Here is a 16,612-nt window from a genome sequence, read left to right as displayed (position 1 = left end):
CGCGACAAGTCGCTTGCAAGCTCACTCCGATCCATCATGGCAAGGGAGAAGCTCGCAAGCGGCGTACTCGACGAAAGCACTTAGTTTCGGCGAAAGATGCCGGCTCGTCGGCCACATGATGCTGATCTTGGTTCGATCCAGCAGATACGGTGCGAGCACGCTGATCAGGCCGCCGGCTTTGATCTGCGACGCCACTGCAATGTCTGGCACGCAGGCGAGACCGAGGCCGCTTTCGGCGAGACGGCTCTGTGGCGCAAGCGTGTTGGTAACGACGCTCTTGGCTAGTTCCATGAGAACGGACACGCCGTCCATAAACAAAGGCCAGCGATCGAGCTTGCCCGTGGTGGGGAAGCGATACATCAAGCAAGCATGTGCAACGAGTTCGCCGGGTGTTTCGGGGATTCCCGCTTTCGCAAAATAGGCCGGCGATGCGACCGATCTCGCGCAAGCGATATTCGTGACAGTATGGAATACGGCGGTCGCATGTGGCGGCCTTTTGGGTGGGTTGTTGCTTGAGCATGTGGGCGCGGCTGCATGCGCATGGGCGCTGCTGGGATTTGCGGTGTTGGCCCTTGTCATTGCTTTTCTGGCGCATTGCCATGCGTTTCCGGCAACGGCCGAGCCTTAGTCTATTTTGCTTGATGGTAAGTCGATTCCGCGATGCCGGAGCCAGTTGGTTATCGTCTTCGCCAGCAAAGCGGGCTGTTCCAGCGGAATCATATGGCCGGAGTTTTCGATCACCATCAAAGTCGCATCGTGGATGCCGTGAGCAAGCTCGCTGGCCTCCACCTCGGAGCGGAGATCGTCATTCCGGGCGGCGACCACGAGTGTCGGGCAGCGGACTGCAGCGAGCTGATCGAGATCGCCCGTACGGGCCAGCGCCGACTGCCGCCGAAACGTATCGGCACCGAGTCGAATGCCCATCTGCCGAATGCGATCAATCAACGCATTGTCCAATCTGCGCTTTGGATGCAATGATGGCGCGATCGCCGTTGGGCTGAGGCCTTTGAAAGCTGAGTCATGCAATTGGAGCGCGAATTGCTTTCGCTGTATTTGCTCGGGCGTATCGGCTCTTGCAGATGTCGCGATCAGAATGAGCGCAGAAAGCTTGTCGGGGACGCGCCTTGCGATCTGCCGGGCGACATATCCGCCGAGCGAGAAGCCGACCAGAATGAAGCGGTCCGGAAGCTGTTCCAGCGCTAGATCCGCCATGTCTTCGAGACTGGTGCCGCGGCGCAGATCGACATGATGAGCGGGGCCGTAAGCAGCGAGCTCCGGCTCTAACTCCGACCACATCTCGCTATCCAGCATGAAACCGGGGACGAACACGATTGCCATTTTCAATTCCAAGGACCGGCGATTTCTTAACTCAAGAGAATGGTGTGATTGCGGTGTGACGATGCGCGGTAACATTGCCGCATAGAAATCGACGCTTGTCATCTTGCAAGAGGTGATTGGAATTCGTGCGCAGCGATCCTCCGGATTTCTAAGTAAACAATCCGCTAAGAGTTGGCGGGTGCTTCGATCTCCACCATACGATCATTCGTGACAGCGCTTTCCAGCGCGCTCGCGGGAGCGGTCGCAAATGCAGTAAGGTCGGTCGATCCCGTAGGCACCGATGGTACGACCAATGCGGCGCACTAGCTGATTGCCGTTTTGCCGCCGCGCGCATCTATGTATCATCGTCATGATGCGGGTCAGCGGATTCCTTCGACACCATGGTCGAAGATCGTAGATAACTTGCATTTGAAAACACGATTTGTTGATGGCAAAGAATATTGATATCGGCCTATTGCGGGCATTCGTGACGGTCGCTGATTGCCACAGCATGACAAGTGCTGCGCGTTCACTGAACCTGTCGCAAGGCGCCGTCAGTCAGCAGGTCGCGAGGCTCGAAGCGATCTGCCGTCACCCGCTATTTATCCGCGATCGCCGCGGTATGAAGGTCACGCCGTTCGGCGACCGGCTTTTCGATAGGGCATGCAAGATCCTCGCTATTCACGATGAAATCTGGTCGGATATCGATGATGGTGCAATCGCGGGCACCGTACGACTCGGTGTCCCGTTCGATCTTGCCGGCGCCTATCTTGCGCCCATCCTGACGAAATTCACGCGGGAATTTCCGCAGGTCGATGTATCCTTGGTCTGCAACTCCTCGCCGATCCTTCGGCAGCTGATCAGAGACAATGATCTGGAGCTGGCAATTGTCGAAGAGCCGATTGGCTCGTTCGACGGGGAGCGGCTGGCCATACAGCCGTTGGTATGGGCCGGAGCCAGGGCAGGCAAGGCCTATCTCAAGTCGCCATTGCCGATCTCCATGGTGACAGAAACATGCGGGTTTCGGGCACCGGTTCTCGATGCGATGCGCCGATCGGGCCGCCAATGGCGGACCGTGTTCGAAGGTGGGAGTTTGGATGCGACGGTCGCGATGGGGCGGAGCGATCTCGCCGTCACGATCTGGCTGGCGTCGGCGGTGCCGACCGATCTCGACGTTATTCCGTCGGAAGCCGGGCTGCCCGCTTTGCCTTCATTTGCCATCAATCTCTATCGTACCCATGCCACTCAGAGTCCTGCGGCCATCGAATTAGCCCGCTACATTCAACGTGAGACGCTTTAGTGCGGGCTGCGTATCCAAGTTATTAGTGCTGCTAATGATGCCATAAAATTACTTCGCTTTGTGCTTGGTTGAACGCTGATTAGATTGAGCGCCAAGTTGCATCGCATTCGGAATGCGATGGATCAGGAGGAAGTCAGGACAGGTATGGCGAGCAATTGCGAAGGTTCCGACCTGATCGCTGTGCTGATTGAAGCCTTGCGGATAGCGAGTGACAACACGTGCCCGCTCACACAGAAGCTCTTGCGAATGGCGTTGCTGAATGAGGTGCGGTCGTGTGCCGAGCTCAGCGGATGGTTGGACGATGGCCGCGAGTGAAGGGCCGCGATTACGTTGTTCGGCAGGCAACAACAACCCCGCTGAACCATCCTGGCCGGAAAGCCCACCAGTGTCGATATCGGCGCGATGAGTGATCTGCTCAAAGTCTTAAGGAGAGGGAATTGGAAACTTCCAGTCAAAGGCCTGTGGGATTCATCGGCCTTGGCTCCATGGGGGAGCCAATGGCGATCAATCTCTGTGTTTCCGGGGTGCCGCTCCTAGTCTGGAATCGCACGATCTCGAAATGCGAAAGTCTGGAAGCTGGCGGCGCCATGACTGCGCGTACGCTCGAAGACGTCTTTGTACGATCGGATATCATCTTCCTGATGTTGTCGGATCATCGGGCTATTGATGACGTTCTGTCTCGCGATAACGTGGATTTTGCGCGTCGCGTGCGTGGCAAAGTGATCGTCAACACGTCAACTGTTTTGCCGAGCTATTCTGCGGCCCTGGAGGAAAGTGTCCGGGACGCTGGCGGCTCCTATATCGAAGCTCCGGTGTCGGGATCGCGAAAACCTGCCGAGGCCGGTCAATTGGTGGCGATGCTCTCGGGAGATGCAGGCCAGATTGAACGGATCCGCCACCTTTTTCGTCCGATGTGCCGGGAGACATTCAACTGCGGCGAAGTACCCGGTGCTTTGAAAATGAAGTTGGCCGTCAACCTCTTCCTGATCACGATGGTCACCGGGCTGGCCGAAGCGACGCATTTTGCGCGGCAGCTTGGCCTGGATCTGGAAAAATTCATCTCGATCGTCGATGCCGGCCCGATGGCCAGCGACGTATCTCGGGTCAAGATCAGGAAACTCGCGAACGAGGACTTTGCACGGCAGGCTGGCATTACTGATGTGCTAAAAAACAACTGGCTGGTCGCGACCACCGCACGGGAAGCCGGGATCGCTTCGCCATTGCTGGATATGTGCTATGACCTCTATCGTGAGACCGAGAGTTCGGGTTTTAGTGAGCTCGATATGGTTGCGGTCGTCAAAGCGATTGCGCGTCGAGATCAGATGAGGTGAGAGTCTCGCCTCGTCGCCTGGGTCAGCGCTGCCGCTTGGATCGCGACATCTACGACGGAATGGCTCATCGGAAGTTCAGATCCGGCGAGTTCGCTGAGCTCAAACCATAGCGCATCGCGCGCGTCATCTCGCGCGTTCGGTTCTCCCGAGATCCAGTCGCAGAGGACCGCAATCAAGATATGATGCGCGCGGATGTCGCGCCCTCCGCGATCGAATGCGTCGATCGTGGTGACGATCGGCCCGGCGCTGGCATGAATGCCGGTCTCTTCATGGAGCTCCCGGATCGCAGCTTGCGCGATGCTCTCGCCAAACTCGATCTTTCCGCCCGGAAAGCCCCAATAGCCGGCGTCGGGAGGGTTCGCTCTCTGCACAAGAAGAACGAAAGTCCCGCGGATCACGATTGAAATCACCGCGGGGATGGGGCTCTGCGTCATCGTTTTAACACCGGCATCTTCAGTGTCCTACATAGCCTCGCTGGCGATACGGATGAGCCTCGGCAAAAGCAGCCAGGTCAAAGCATCGTTCGCCCAGAGCAATGATATTCGGGAATGGCGTGAGTTTGGCATCATAGAGCTCGGCCAGCACAATTTGTCCGGCAATACAAATATCAGCGATGGTGGGGACCAAGCCTAACGCGAACGGTGCCGCTGGACGTCTCGCCAATAGCCTCTCATAAGCGTCGAGCCCCTCGATGACCCAATGCCTGCACCAGGCTTCGACAGTTGCCGCATTTGCGTTGAACATCGATCCGAGCTGTTTACGAACGCGTGGTGCCGACAATGGATGCGAATCGGCGATTGACACGAGCGCAAGCGATTGAGCGTAGGCTCGCTCCCTGGCGTCGGTGGGTATCAGTCGTGGTTCGGGCTGGATAGTATCAAGATATTCGATGATCGCCAGTGACTGGGAGAGCCGATCTCCGTTGTAAACGAGTGTCGGTACCACGTGTTCTGGGTTGACTTCAGAATAAGTGGCATCGAACTGGCGGCCGGCCAGCAGGTCAATCTCGATGGACTCATACGGAATGCCTTTGAGGGCGAGGGCAACGCGCACACGAAAAGCGGCATTGGAGCGCCAGAAATCGTATAGTTGGATCGTCATCTGATTGTCCGTTCGTTGCTTGTTAATTGCCGAAATCCACGCCGATGCTGCCTAACGTGCAACATGCGTCGCGGCCCCGACCGGCCGGCGCTTGCCGAGGCAGCTGCAGATCGTTGACACGATATGTTCTGCCGCAAGGCCAGCCTCGAGGATTTGTTGGTCCTGGGTGTTATGTTCAATGAACCGGTCAGGAAGCGTCATGGCCCGAAAAATGAGGCCATGATCCATAAGCCCTGCCCATGTGAGATGCTGCATGACGGCGGCGCCGAAGCCGCCGGCTGCACCTTCCTCGATTGTCACAAGCATTGGATGTTGCTTCGCCAATTGGGAAACAAGGCTTTCATCGAGTGGTTTGGCGAAGCGCGCATCCGCCACGGTTGCATAAATGCCGCTTGCTTCAAGTTCCTGAGCGGCGCGAAGCGCGTCGGCAAGTCTGGTTCCTAGTGAAAGGATCGCAACGGATATACCTTCGCGAATAATCCGGCCGCGGCCAATTTGCAGTTCAAACGGCATCGGTGGAGGGAAAGCGCCGACGCCGGATCCCCGGGGGTAGCGGATCGCACTCGGACGATCGTCGATCGTTACTGCAGTTCGCACCATGTGGACGAGCTCCGCCTCATCTGAGGGAGCCATCAGAACGATATCTGGAAGGCAACCTAGATAGACCAGATCAAAGCTTCCAGCATGTGTGGCGCCGTCGGCTCCGACAGGTCCGGCGCGATCTACGGCGAAACGGACGGGTAATTTTTGTATCGCAACGTCGTGAACGATTTGATCATATGCGCGCTGCAGAAAGGTCGAGTAGATCGCGCAGAAGGGTATCATTCCTTCGGCTGCAAGGCCTGCTGCGAAAGTAACAGCATGCTGTTCCGCGATCCCGACGTCGAAATAGCGTGCGGGAAAGCGTGCTGCGAATTTGTCGAGACCGGTGCCGGAAGGCATCGCCGCGGTGATGCCGACGACGCGCGAATCGCGCTCGGCTTCCGCGATAAGGCTTTCTGCAAAAATGTCCTGATATTTGGGAGGAGCAGGTTTGCTCTTCTCCTGCTCGCCAGTTCTTACGTCGAAACGCCCGACTGCGTGCAATTTTTCAGCGTTCTGCTCGGCAGGTGTAAATCCCTTGCCCTTCTGCGTCACGACGTGAATGAGAATTGGTCCGTCAATATCGGCCTCGCGAACATTACGCAGAATCGGAACGAGTTGATTAAGGTCGTGCCCGTCGACCGGCCCGACGTAATAGAAGCCGAGTTCATCGAAAAGTGTCGCGCCCATGACCAAGCTTCTGGCGACTTCTTCCGCGCGCCGTGCCTTCCGTTCGAGCTTCGTAGATAACTGACCGGCGAGCTTAAGACCTAAGTCGCGTAATGTAAGAAACTCTTTGCTGCTGATGAGGCGGGAAAGATAGCCGCTCATCGCGCCGGTCGGTGGCGCGATGGACATTTCGTTGTCATTGAGAATGACGATCATACGGGCTTTCATGGCACCCGCATTGTTCATCGCCTCATAGGCCATGCCTGCGCTCATCGCGCCGTCGCCGATGACGCAAACGATAGCTCGTTCTTCCGGAGTGCCTGCCGATGCTTTGAGATCGCGAGCGACGGCCATGCCGAGACCGGCTGAAATCGACGTCGAAGAATGGCCCGCGCCGAACGGATCATACTCGCTCTCGCTGCGCGTCGTAAATCCGGCAAGTCCGCCGGCTTGGCGAATAGTTCGGATGCGGTCGCGGCGCCAGGTCAGAATTTTGTGAGGATAGGTCTGATGGCCGACATCCCAGATCAGTCGATCATGGGGCGTTCGAAAAATCGCATGCAATGCAACGGTAAGCTCGACGACTGCCAATGATGACCCAAGGTGACCGCCAGTCTGAGATACCGAGTCAATAGTCTCTTGCCGTAATTCGCTCGCCAACCGCTGCAATTGATCAATCGAAAAATTCCAAAGGTCTGCCGGAATCTGAACGCGATCCAACAGAGGTGTCGCGAGACGTCGTCTTCCACCGCCCACTTTTATCCTCATTTTTTATAGGTGCGGATCTGACAAAGCGCTATGAAAGCGACCGTCAGGCAACCGCGCATCAGTCGCGGTCTTCTAACGGACCGCGCCGACTGTCTGCGTGCTGTCTAGCGGACGGCGATGGTTTGCGTCTCGTCTCGAAGCGTTGCCATGCGGCAATACCGATTTGCATCTCGCCAAGAAAGCGAGCTTGCGTTGCTGCGAAAGGCAGCACCACAAGTCATTCCGATGCGATGGTTTGTGTTTGCTGTTGGCTCAGAACGCCTTCCAGCACATCGCGCCGCGCCAGCAAGCCACCGCCGACATGGTCAAAAAAAGCTCTCACGCGTGCGGTATTGCGGAGATCTTTGTGAGTAATCAGCCAGAGCTCGCGGGTCAACTCATCGAGCGGTTCAAAAATGCGCTCGATATCGGGCTCCAGATCGCCGAGATAGCATGGCAGCAGAGCCAATCCGACGCCAGCTTTGACTGCCATGAGTTGGTTGATCAAGCTGCTCGAACGATAGGCGAACGCGCTTGCGGCGATGTTGTCCGTCAACCAGACCGAAGCGGCTGCCGAAGCGGTGCTTTCCCAACCGATGACAGGCTGCCCTGCCAGCGAATTCAGAGTTGCTGGTCTACCGCGTTTGGTAAGATAAGTACGGCTCCCGTAGAAGGTCCATGGCGTCGATGCGATCTTGCGTCCGAACAATTCACCTTCATGTGGGCGCGTCGCGCGGATGGCGATATCGGCTTCGCGCCTCAAGAGGTCCAGCTGGCGGTTGTCGACAAGAAGTTCGATCTCGATGCCGGGATGTGCTTCGCAGAAGTCCGCAAGCACTTCATTTAGAATACGATAGGCCAGGGTTTCCGACGAGGTGATCTTGAGTTTTCCCGAGAGCCGGGCATCTTGTCCCGTAATGGATCGATCAAGCGCGATAATTTCGGCCTCGAGCCGTTCGGCTGCCATTACCATCTGAAGCCCGGCATCGGTCGGCGTGTAGACGGATGAGGTTCGATCGAAGAGCTGAACGCCTCTGCGTTTTTCCAGCAGGTTTAGCCAGCGGAAGATCGTCGAATGATCGTGTCCCAGGCTCTTGGCCGCACCCGTCAATGATCCGGCCCGCGCAACCGCCAGCACAATCCTGAATTCGTTCCAGTCGCTCACAGGTCCACCATCTTGCAATGCCCGTTTGCGCCGACCTAACTGATTACGGATCGCTAGGGCAAGTCACGGCTTTGCAAGCTGCTCGTGCCGCGCCCATCAATATGCGCGCCGTAGGTCTGTTTGCCGATAGGAAAGCCGGATGTGCAGCTGTGCAAAGAGTATGCGCCTATTTTGCTCTGCGGAAAAGAAGGCTTGCCGAAACACAATCCACGCGGCGGGGCCGTGCGCCTATCACGGGTCCTGACAAGAGCAGGTTTAGTGACGCGAGGATTTGTGATGGCCCAAAAAAATGCCGACCCGGATTTTGTCTTCTCCAAACAGGAGGAGTTGCGGGCTTTCCGGGACATGCTGCTGATCCGCCGCTTCGAGGAACGCTGCGGACAGATGTATGGCGAGGGGCTGATTGCGGGCTTCTGCCATTTATATATCGGCCAGGAGGCGGTCGTGGTCGGGATGCAGATGGCGATCGGAGACGGCGATCAGGTCATCACCGCCTATCGTGATCACGGCCATGCGTTGATGTCCGGCATGGATCCGAAGCAGGTGCTTGCGGAATTAACAGGCAGGATCGACGGTGCTTCCAAGGGCAAGGGCGGGTCGATGCATATGTTTGCGCCTGGCAAGGGCTTTTACGGCGGGCACGGCATTGTTGGCGCTCAGGTGTCGCTGGGCACGGGTCTCGCATTCGCCAACAAATATCGCAGCAATGACCGTGTCTGTCTCACTTACTTCGGTGATGGTGCATCCAATCAGGGCCAGGTCTATGAGAGCTTCAACATGGCCAAGATCTGGGATCTGCCGATCGTCTTTGTGATCGAGAACAATCACTATGGTATGGGTACCAGCATCGAACGTGCCTCCGCCAATCTCAATCTGTCGCAGCGCGGCCTGTCCTTCAACATTCCCGGCGAGCAGGTCGATGCGATGGATGTGCGGGCCGTGCGGGCAGCCGGTGCACGGGCCGTCGCCTATGCGCGCGCGGGCAAAGGACCGTTCATCCTCGAAATGCTCACCTATCGCTATCGCGGCCATTCGATGTCCGACCCCGCAAAATATCGTACACGCGAGGAAGTGCAGAAGGTCAAGAACGAGAACGACCCAATCGACCGATCCCGCGCGCGGATCCTGGAAGACAATCACGCTAGCGCCGATGAGCTCAAACTGATCGAAGCCGAAGTGAAGGACATCGTCGCCGAGGCGGTCGCTTTCGCGAAGAGCAGCCCGCAGCCGGATGCCGCTGAGCTTTACACGGATGTCTATTCTGAACTGCCTTGCTAGGCAGCGACGGTTGCCATGTTCGCATTGAGGCGATGCAAGCCTGCAGGGTGGAAAGACAACCTTGCCACCCGGCAACCGCTTACGCCTCGCTCCTACTCTGCGTGATGGCTAGGGTGCGTCTCACAACTACCGATAGTTATTTCGTGCGCGAAACCTCGCGATTTCTAACCTCATTCCTGCGTGAAAGGCATTCACTTGACTGAGCAACGCTCGCGCGCCACCTGCTGGCTATTACTCCTTCCCTATATCGGTCTGCTCTGGATCCCGTTCTACAATTTCGACATGCCGGTTCTATGGGGGTTCCCGTTCTTTTACTGGTATCAACTCGCCTGGGTGCCCGTCACCGCAGTGCTGACTTGGATTGCTTACGGGAGCATGCGCGATGACGACTGATATCGATCTCACCGCGCTTGCGGTTTTTGTCTTCTTTTTTGCACTCGTGACCGTGATGGGATTTGTCGCGGCACGCTGGCGCAAACCGGAAACGCTCGCCCATATCGACGAATGGGGCCTCGGTGGCCGTAAATTCGGGACATGGGTGACATGGTTTCTTGTCGGCGGCGATTTCTATACCGCCTATACTGTGATCGCCGTTCCGGCTCTGGTCTATACGGTCGGCGCTTACGGCTTCTTTGCGTTACCATATACGATCGTCGTCTATCCATTTGTATTTATGGTGATGCCGCTTCTCTGGAAGCGCGCCAAGGACAATGGCTATGTCACGGCGGCTGATGTGGTGCATGGCCAATATGGTTCGCGCCTGCTCGAACTTGTTGTGGCGCTCAGTGGCGTGATCGCAACGATGCCCTATATCGCTCTGCAGCTTGTCGGCATGACGGCCGTGTTCAAGTCGCTCGGTCTGCATGGCGAGCTACCTCTGGCGGCGGCCTTTGCAATTCTGGCTCTGTACACTTATTCCGCTGGCCTCCGTGCGCCTGCTTTGATCGCTTTCGTCAAGGACATCATGATCTATATCGTGGTGATTGCGGCGGTCGCGCTGATTCCGATCAAGCTCGGCGGCTATGCCAATGTGTTCGAAGCGGCCGGCGAGGCCTACAAGGCGAAGGGCGCGGGCGGCCTGCTGCTCAACGACAGTCAGTATGTCGCTTATGCCACGCTTGCGCTTGGCTCGGCGCTTGCCGCCTTCATGTATCCGCACACATTGACCGGCATCTTTGCATCGAGCAGCGGCAACACCATCCGCAAGAATGCGATCTTGCTGCCGGCCTATACGCTCCTGCTCGGTCTGCTGGCGTTACTCGGCTATATGGGGCATGCGGCACATCTGAAACTTACCAGCGCCAATGACGTGGTGCCGGCGCTGTTTCAGACGCTGTTCCCGAGCTGGTTTGCGGGCTTTGCTTTTGCGGCCATCGCGATTGGTGCGTTGGTGCCGGCCGCGGTGATGAGCATCGGTGCCGCCAATCTGTTCACCCGCAATTTCTGGAAGGTCTATGTTAATCCAAAAGTCTCGCCGGCCGGCGAGGCGACGGTCGCAAAGCGGGCCTCGCTGGTGGTCAAGGTCGGCGCGCTGCTGGTGATCATGCTGCTGCCCACGCAATTCGCGCTTGATCTGCAACTGCTCGGCGGCATCTGGATCCTGCAAACCCTGCCGGCGCTGGTGTTCGGCCTGTATTTCAACTGGTTCCGGGCCCCTGCGCTGCTGGCCGGCTGGGTGGTCGGCTTCTTCGGAGGCACCTATTTGGTCTGGCTCAACGGCCTGAAGCCGCTACATGCGCTCAGCCTCGGCGGTCCGCCCTTCACGGTCTATATCGGCATTCTCGCACTGGCCGGCAATATCGTGGTGGCGGTCGCCGTCAATCTGGTGTTTCGCCCGGCGCTGAAATCAGCCGCGGCCTGACCCGCCGTCATGGGCGACGCCAATCGGCGGCTGCCCTGGCATCCCGACAATCACGATCCGGATCATCACTTGTGATCCGGGTCGTAGCGTGTCGTGTTTGAAGCTGCGGCGTATTTGGCTTAATAGCCGATACCATGGGTAAATCAGCCATGTTCGATATCCGCATCTGGAGCACCGAAGGTGCCTTGGCCTCGGCCATCACCACGCCGATCGACATCCTGGTCGCTGCCAATCTGCTCAATGCCCGCCGCCAGATCGGGTCGAAGCCGGTGTTCAGCTGGTCAATCGAGTCCGTCGATGGCGCGCCAATCCGCACGGCTTCCCGGCAGATCATGGCGGTGGACGGCAAAATTTCTGCGCGTGGCAGCTGCGCTGCGGTCTATGTCGCGTCGCCGTTCCTGGAGACGTGGCCGGGGCGGCCCGGCGATCGCGCCACGCTGGTCGATGCCTTGCAACGCGCCCATCGAAACGGGGCGCTGGTCGCAACCCATTGCACCGGTGCCTTCCTGTTTGCGGAAGCGGGCTTGCTGCGGCATCGCAGGGCGACCACGCATTGGGCGCGCGCCCGCGAATTGGCTTTGGCCTTCCCCGATATCCGCCTAAGTATTCGCGATGTCGTGACCGAGGATGGCGGAGTGATCTGCGGCGGCGCCGTCACCTCCTATTCCAACGTCATGCTCACCATTATCGCGCGCCTTGCGGGGGAGGAACTGGCAGCCGATGTGGCGCGCTATCTGCTGATCGATCGCAACCGCGGGCCGCAGACGGCCTATGCCAAGAAGGAGCTGGAGCAAGCCGCGCGTTCGAACGATGCGTTTGTGTTGCAGGCCAGCAACTGGATCAAAGCCAATTATTGGCGCCCGTTCAAACTGGCGGATCTTGCTTTGTCGCTCGGCGTCAGCGAACGCACCTTCAATCGGCGGTTCACGCTGGCCACCGGCATGTCGCCGATCAAATTCATCCAGGCGATCCGCATCGAGAGCGCCAAGCGCCTGCTCGAAGAGGGGCAAAACTCGGCGCAAGATGTCAGCACGCGGGTCGGTTACGAGGATCTCGCGACATTCCGCGAATTGTTCAAGCGCGAGACCGGAATGACGCTCAAAGCCTATCAATCGCAATTCGCGACGGCCGCTGCGCCGCAACCGTGATGGCGCGAGCAGCGTGCCGGAGCGAGGTGTTGCGGATGGTCATCCCGCCGCGTGATGATCTACTACGCGGCTTGGTGGCCTGCGGTCCACACTCAGTTTCAGCAGGTCCGGGCGCGAATAGTGGCCGCCGATATCGCACATGGCCTTGGCGACCAGGATCGCCTCGCGCGAGCCTTCCGCGACGAGGATGGTTTCGCCTTTGGCTGGCCCGGCGATGATCTCGCCGCGCGGATCGATGATGTAGCTTTCGCCGGTATATTCGCTGACCGACAATTCCTTATAGTGGTCCGGCGTATGATCGATGGTTCGCAGTCCGGCGGCGGCGATGACGTAGCATGCGGCCTGCGATGCGAAGGCGCGCGATAGCACCAGTTGCCGCGTCGTAAACGGTGAGGGCGATGCCGGCGGCACCTCTAACTCCTTGCCGGGCCACGCTGCGACATGGATCTCCGTACCCTCAGCGGCAAGCGCATAGCCCGGCAGCATCATATTGTGCTCCCAGCAATTCAGTCCGCTCATCCGGCCATAAGGCCGTTGATAGGTGTGCAGGCCGACCGCGTCGCCATCGCTCCAGACCGAGCGCTCGTGAAAGGTCGGCCTGAGTTTGCGATGCCGGCCGAGGATCCTACCGTCGCTGCTGATGAAGAGCAGCGTGCAATAGACCGTGCCGCTGCTCTGCGCGTCGCGCTCGGCGACGCCGATCGCGACATCGATGCCGGCCTGCTTGGCGGCGGCGCAGAGGCGGTCGGTCTCGGCGCTCGGGATCAGGATGGCATTGGCAAGATACTCGGCCGCGGCGCGCCAGCCGGTTGCACTCGGCGCTGCATTGCAGAAGAACGGATAGCCGGGCAGCCAGGTTTCGCCGAAGGCTGCGATTGTCACGCCCATGGCACCGGCTTCCAGGATCAACTGGCATGCCTTTTTGAGCGAAGCTTCGCGGTCGAAGGGGATGGAGGCGGCCTGGATCGCCGCCAGTTTGAAAGTGTCGTTCATGGCATCTGTCTCGGTTGGCGGATTTGTGCCCGCAAGGATCGGCGCCGTAGCAATGGCGCTTGGCTGAACAGGGGGATGATCGGTGCGGCAGCTAAATGCGGGGCAGCGCGCGGGCAGCCGCGCGCAAACTGTCGAGCGCCTCGCCGAGCTTCTCGGCTTTTCGCCACGTCACGCGCTGTTCGCCCACCGCGCGCTGATCCGGGTCATTGCAGATCATAGCGTGGATATCGGCGAGGGATCTGATCAGGCCGCGGCCGCCCCAGGTGCCTTCCGGAATTTCGGTGGGAAAGATCATCACGCGCGGCGCTACATCGTCGAATGGCGCGCCTTCTGCGCGGGCGACCGCTTCGGTAATGGCATGGACCAGCGTCCGCCGCGTCTCGGCGGTGTACTGACCTTCCGGGACGGACGGGATGAACCGGTAACGCGGCGCGGCCGATGCCACGCCGCGGACATAGATCGCCGCAGGCCGGTGGACGAAACAGACCGAGACGTTCTGAGCGATCTGATTGGCGGAATCGTAACCTTCCGCGGTGATCAGGATATCGGTCACCTCTCGAATGAGTTGGGCCTCGGCCTCGGCGGACAGCGCGCCGGAGGGGATCAGGGCGTCGATCATGGGCATGTCGTGCATCCTTTGCTAGAATGAGGGGAGCACGAATTGTCCGACCGCAGCGTCCTGTTTTAAAGTGGCGAAACTGCCAAGCGGGATGGCATTCAAGCCATTCTCGGAGATGCGTTATGCCTCGTTGCTCAGCTTGGTGAGCTTGGCGATCAGCGGCTTGATGGCGTCCCGTGCCGCTTTAGCGGCTCGTTCGGGATTGGCTGCACTGATTTCTGCGAGGATCTTGGCATGCGCAGCTGCATCGGGCTCCGGCAATCCGCGCTCGGTGAGCACGGTGTAGATGTTGGAGCGGACCGACGCTGCGAAATAGCGATACAATTCTTCCAGCGCCGTATTATGCGCCGCATGGGCGATGCCCATGTGGAAGGCGAGATCGCGGTCGATGAAGTCGGCGAGGTCGCCGGTTGTGGGGATTTCGCCGCGCTCTCCCAGTAGGCGGTTGAGTTCGGCAAGGTCGTCGTCGGTGCGGCGCTGTGCGGCGAGGCGCGCGGCCTCGGTTTCCAGCATCGCACGCAGCTCGAAATGATCGCGCAGGCCGGATCGGCCGATCCGGCGCATGGTTTCGGCCGGATCGGTGCGTAAGCGCACATAGGTGCCATCACCCTGGCGCACCTCCAGCACGTTAGAATGCGATAGAACGCGCACAGCCTCCCGCACGGTGTTGCGGCCGACCTGCAGCGCTTCGGCGAGTTCAGCCTCGCGTGGCAGCTTGTCGCCAACCTTCCAGGTGCCGTCTTCGATCCGAGCCCGGATCAGATCGAGGGTAGCTTCGACAAGCGAGCGTCGCGGAATCTGTGTAATCGGTGAAGCTGACATGACGCCAGTCTAGCAGCAAAAATACAGTCATCCTATCTTTGTTGCGGAACATACTACTGCGTTTGGACCGTGAATTTCACGGTCGCAGACGATGCGATTTCGAGTGGCGTTCGCGCTGATGTTTGGCCCACCCTATCACGCGCATCCGGCGATCCGTAGGGGGCGATTAGCCTAGCCGTTCCGTCAATTCGGCACGCCTCGACTTTCTTCGAAAGACGAGCAACACGCGCGCGCACGATAGACCTCTATCCGCGTGATTCTGTCTTCTGGTTCACAAGTGATGTTCCTCGTCGCGATCTATATCGCGACACTGACGCTGGCTATCTTGCGGCGCTAGATGCTTGCTCTCGTCCAAGACAAGATACGCCTTTGCGGCCTATCGCCAACTCATCGCAATGGCGCAGGCGCATCAGGCGTGGATCGTTCTTGTCGTGCCTTGCTCGAAAACAGCATCAGTCACTGATAAGTCATCGGAAAGGAAGATGTGATGGAGTATAGGCGGCTTGGTACGTCCGGCCTCAAGGTCCCCGTTCTTAGTTTTGGCGCTGGGACATTCGGTGGCAAAGGACCGCTCTTCAGCGCATGGGGCAACACCGACGTGACCGAAGCGCGCCGGCTGATCGATATTTGCCTGGATGCAGGCGTCAATCTGTTCGACACGGCCGACGTCTATTCGGATGGTGCTTCGGAGCAAATTCTTGGCGAGGCCCTGAAGGGCCGACGCAATGATGTGCTGATCTCCACCAAAACCACTTTGCCGATGGGTGATGATCCGAATGACGCGGGTTCTTCGCGCTTTCGTTTGATCCGGGCCGTCGATGACGCTCTCCGCCGGCTTGGCACCGATTATATCGACCTGCTCCAGCTCCATGCCTTCGATGCAGGTACGCCTGTCGAAGAAGTGCTCTCGACGCTCGATGCTCTCGTCCGAGCGGGCAAGCTACGCTATGTCGGCGTGTCCAATTTCAGTGGTTGGCAAATTATGAAGTCGCTGGCAGTTGCGGATAGATATGGATGGCCACGCTATGTTGCCAATCAGGTCTATTACTCGTTGGTCGGCCGAGACTATGAGTGGGACTTGATGCCGCTCGGGATCGACCAAGGGCTTGGCGCTCTGGTCTGGAGTCCGTTGGGATGGGGACGTCTCACTGGAAAAATTCGTCGTGGCGCAACGCTGCCGGAAGGGAGCCGGCTTCATGAGACGGCCGACTTCGGGCCCCCTGTCGATGATGAGCGTCTTTTCCGCGTCGTCGATGCTTTGGACGAGGTGGCCAAAGAAAGCGGGAAGACTGTGCCGCAGATTGCTCTGAATTGGCTTCTGCAGCGTCCGACCGTCTCGTCGATCATCATTGGCGCCCGCAACGAAGAACAGCTTCGGCAGAATCTGGATGCGGTAGGCTGGAATCTCACCGCCGAGCAGGTTGCAAAGCTGGACAGCGCTAGCGTTGCGACAGCTCCATATCCTCATTTCCCATATCAGCGTCAGGAAGGCTTCGCGCGGCTGAATCCGCCAATCGTGTAGTCGGAGCTGCCGTTTGTTGAAGGTTAAGGTTGGGGCAGCAGCAAAATAGAATCATCCTATCTTTGTCTCACAGCGGGTCTCCTCTGCTTGACTTTGGCGAGCTTAAACATAGGATGATCCTATGTTTAAGCTCAGGTCATCGCGCCTATTGACTCTT

Annotated in this window: 16 protein-coding genes; 7 read left to right on the top strand and 9 right to left on the bottom strand. The window is 58.5% G+C overall.

What is annotated here, in order from left to right; all coding sequences use genetic code 11:
• Positions 1-21 precede the first annotated feature (21 nt).
• Together E0H22_RS24495 and E0H22_RS24490 are read right to left on the bottom strand one after the other, a co-directional pair.
• Positions 22-579, bottom strand: coding sequence for a LysR substrate-binding domain-containing protein (locus tag E0H22_RS24495; protein WP_233023527.1), 558 nt, complete (start codon positions 577-579; stop codon positions 22-24).
• A gap of 45 nt (positions 580-624) precedes the next feature.
• Positions 625-1,440, bottom strand: a complete 816-nt coding sequence (locus E0H22_RS24490) for an alpha/beta fold hydrolase (RefSeq protein ID WP_233023526.1) — start codon at positions 1,438-1,440, stop codon at positions 625-627.
• 325 nt (positions 1,441-1,765) lie between these two features.
• Between E0H22_RS24490 and E0H22_RS24485 the strand changes: the two genes are divergently transcribed.
• A complete protein-coding gene (locus tag E0H22_RS24485; RefSeq protein WP_233023525.1) occupies positions 1,766-2,617 on the top strand; it encodes a LysR family transcriptional regulator in 852 nt (283 codons plus the stop codon).
• A 497-nt stretch (positions 2,618-3,114) separates the two neighbouring features.
• On the top strand, positions 3,115-3,948 hold the full coding sequence (locus tag E0H22_RS24480) for an NAD(P)-dependent oxidoreductase (RefSeq protein WP_233023524.1): 834 nt from the start codon (positions 3,115-3,117) through the stop codon (positions 3,946-3,948).
• Here E0H22_RS24480 and E0H22_RS24475 read toward each other — a convergent pair.
• The 4 genes from E0H22_RS24475 to E0H22_RS24460 all read right to left on the bottom strand — a co-directional run bounded on the left by E0H22_RS24475 (position 3,936) and on the right by E0H22_RS24460 (position 8,212).
• Positions 3,936-4,382, bottom strand: a complete 447-nt coding sequence (locus E0H22_RS24475) for an NUDIX hydrolase (protein WP_233023523.1) — start codon at positions 4,380-4,382, stop codon at positions 3,936-3,938. The genes E0H22_RS24480 and E0H22_RS24475 overlap by 13 nt on opposite strands.
• Before the next feature lie 19 nt (positions 4,383-4,401).
• Complete coding sequence (gene maiA, locus E0H22_RS24470; protein WP_233023522.1) at positions 4,402-5,049, bottom strand: maleylacetoacetate isomerase; 648 nt, start codon at positions 5,047-5,049, stop codon at positions 4,402-4,404.
• Between the two features lie 51 nt (positions 5,050-5,100).
• Positions 5,101-7,068, bottom strand: coding sequence for a 1-deoxy-D-xylulose-5-phosphate synthase (gene dxs, locus E0H22_RS24465; protein ID WP_233023521.1), 1,968 nt, complete (start codon positions 7,066-7,068; stop codon positions 5,101-5,103).
• Between the two features lie 217 nt (positions 7,069-7,285).
• The gene (locus E0H22_RS24460) at positions 7,286-8,212 is read right to left on the bottom strand and encodes a LysR family transcriptional regulator (protein ID WP_233023520.1); all 927 of its coding nucleotides are present in this window, start codon (positions 8,210-8,212) and stop codon (positions 7,286-7,288) included.
• A gap of 276 nt (positions 8,213-8,488) precedes the next feature.
• Between E0H22_RS24460 and pdhA the strand changes: the two genes are divergently transcribed.
• From pdhA to E0H22_RS24440, 4 genes are all read left to right on the top strand, one after another.
• Positions 8,489-9,490, top strand: a complete 1,002-nt coding sequence (pdhA, locus tag E0H22_RS24455) for a pyruvate dehydrogenase (acetyl-transferring) E1 component subunit alpha (RefSeq protein ID WP_233023519.1) — start codon at positions 8,489-8,491, stop codon at positions 9,488-9,490.
• A gap of 195 nt (positions 9,491-9,685) precedes the next feature.
• Complete coding sequence (locus E0H22_RS24450; protein WP_233023518.1) at positions 9,686-9,883, top strand: DUF3311 domain-containing protein; 198 nt, start codon at positions 9,686-9,688, stop codon at positions 9,881-9,883.
• Positions 9,873-11,351 carry a monocarboxylate uptake permease MctP gene (mctP, locus tag E0H22_RS24445; RefSeq protein ID WP_233023517.1) on the top strand — a complete coding sequence of 493 codons (1,479 nt, stop codon included), beginning with the start codon at positions 9,873-9,875 and terminating at the stop codon, positions 11,349-11,351. The genes E0H22_RS24450 and mctP overlap by 11 nt, the downstream gene beginning before the upstream one ends.
• Before the next feature lie 149 nt (positions 11,352-11,500).
• Complete coding sequence (locus E0H22_RS24440; RefSeq protein WP_233023516.1) at positions 11,501-12,499, top strand: GlxA family transcriptional regulator; 999 nt, start codon at positions 11,501-11,503, stop codon at positions 12,497-12,499.
• A gap of 39 nt (positions 12,500-12,538) precedes the next feature.
• Here E0H22_RS24440 and E0H22_RS24435 read toward each other — a convergent pair whose 3' ends face one another.
• The 3 genes from E0H22_RS24435 to E0H22_RS24425 form a co-directional block, all read right to left on the bottom strand.
• Positions 12,539-13,492 carry a carbon-nitrogen hydrolase family protein gene (locus E0H22_RS24435; RefSeq protein WP_233023515.1) on the bottom strand — a complete coding sequence of 318 codons (954 nt, stop codon included), beginning with the start codon at positions 13,490-13,492 and terminating at the stop codon, positions 12,539-12,541.
• Between the two features lie 91 nt (positions 13,493-13,583).
• Complete coding sequence (locus E0H22_RS24430) at positions 13,584-14,117, bottom strand: tautomerase family protein (protein WP_233023514.1); 534 nt, start codon at positions 14,115-14,117, stop codon at positions 13,584-13,586.
• 114 nt (positions 14,118-14,231) lie between these two features.
• Positions 14,232-14,918: a FadR/GntR family transcriptional regulator gene (locus E0H22_RS24425; protein ID WP_347340841.1), complete on the bottom strand. Its 687-nt coding sequence runs from the start codon at positions 14,916-14,918 to the stop codon at positions 14,232-14,234.
• Positions 14,919-15,420: 502 nt separating this feature from the next.
• Here E0H22_RS24425 and E0H22_RS24420 point away from each other — a divergent pair.
• A complete protein-coding gene (locus E0H22_RS24420) occupies positions 15,421-16,455 on the top strand; it encodes an aldo/keto reductase (RefSeq protein WP_233023512.1) in 1,035 nt (344 codons plus the stop codon).
• Positions 16,456-16,612 lie beyond the last annotated feature (157 nt).

The sequence above is a fragment of the Rhodopseudomonas boonkerdii genome, assembly GCF_021184025.1.
Classification (GTDB): Bacteria; Pseudomonadota; Alphaproteobacteria; order Rhizobiales; family Xanthobacteraceae; genus Tardiphaga; species Tardiphaga boonkerdii.
This window is presented reverse-complemented; position numbering and strand designations above follow the sequence as displayed.

Bases quoted from the DNA above. Each gene is read 5' to 3' on its own strand.
- E0H22_RS24475 (WP_233023523.1), bottom strand. From the start codon at position 4,382: ATGACGCAGAGCCCCATCCCCGCGGTGATTTCAATCGTGATCCGCGGG.
- pdhA (WP_233023519.1), top strand. From the start codon at position 8,489: ATGGCCCAAAAAAATGCCGACCCGGATTTTGTCTTCTCCAAACAGGAG.
- E0H22_RS24440 (WP_233023516.1), top strand. From the start codon at position 11,501: ATGTTCGATATCCGCATCTGGAGCACCGAAGGTGCCTTGGCCTCGGCC.
- maiA (WP_233023522.1), bottom strand. From the start codon at position 5,049: ATGACGATCCAACTATACGATTTCTGGCGCTCCAATGCCGCTTTTCGT.
- E0H22_RS24430 (WP_233023514.1), bottom strand. From the start codon at position 14,117: ATGCCCATGATCGACGCCCTGATCCCCTCCGGCGCGCTGTCCGCCGAG.
- E0H22_RS24420 (WP_233023512.1), top strand. From the start codon at position 15,421: ATGGAGTATAGGCGGCTTGGTACGTCCGGCCTCAAGGTCCCCGTTCTT.
- E0H22_RS24490 (WP_233023526.1), bottom strand. From the start codon at position 1,440: ATGACAAGCGTCGATTTCTATGCGGCAATGTTACCGCGCATCGTCACA.
- E0H22_RS24495 (WP_233023527.1), bottom strand. From the start codon at position 579: ATGACAAGGGCCAACACCGCAAATCCCAGCAGCGCCCATGCGCATGCA.
- dxs (WP_233023521.1), bottom strand. From the start codon at position 7,068: ATGAGGATAAAAGTGGGCGGTGGAAGACGACGTCTCGCGACACCTCTG.
- E0H22_RS24485 (WP_233023525.1), top strand. From the start codon at position 1,766: ATGGCAAAGAATATTGATATCGGCCTATTGCGGGCATTCGTGACGGTC.
- E0H22_RS24435 (WP_233023515.1), bottom strand. From the start codon at position 13,492: ATGAACGACACTTTCAAACTGGCGGCGATCCAGGCCGCCTCCATCCCC.
- E0H22_RS24480 (WP_233023524.1), top strand. From the start codon at position 3,115: ATGGCGATCAATCTCTGTGTTTCCGGGGTGCCGCTCCTAGTCTGGAAT.
- mctP (WP_233023517.1), top strand. From the start codon at position 9,873: ATGACGACTGATATCGATCTCACCGCGCTTGCGGTTTTTGTCTTCTTT.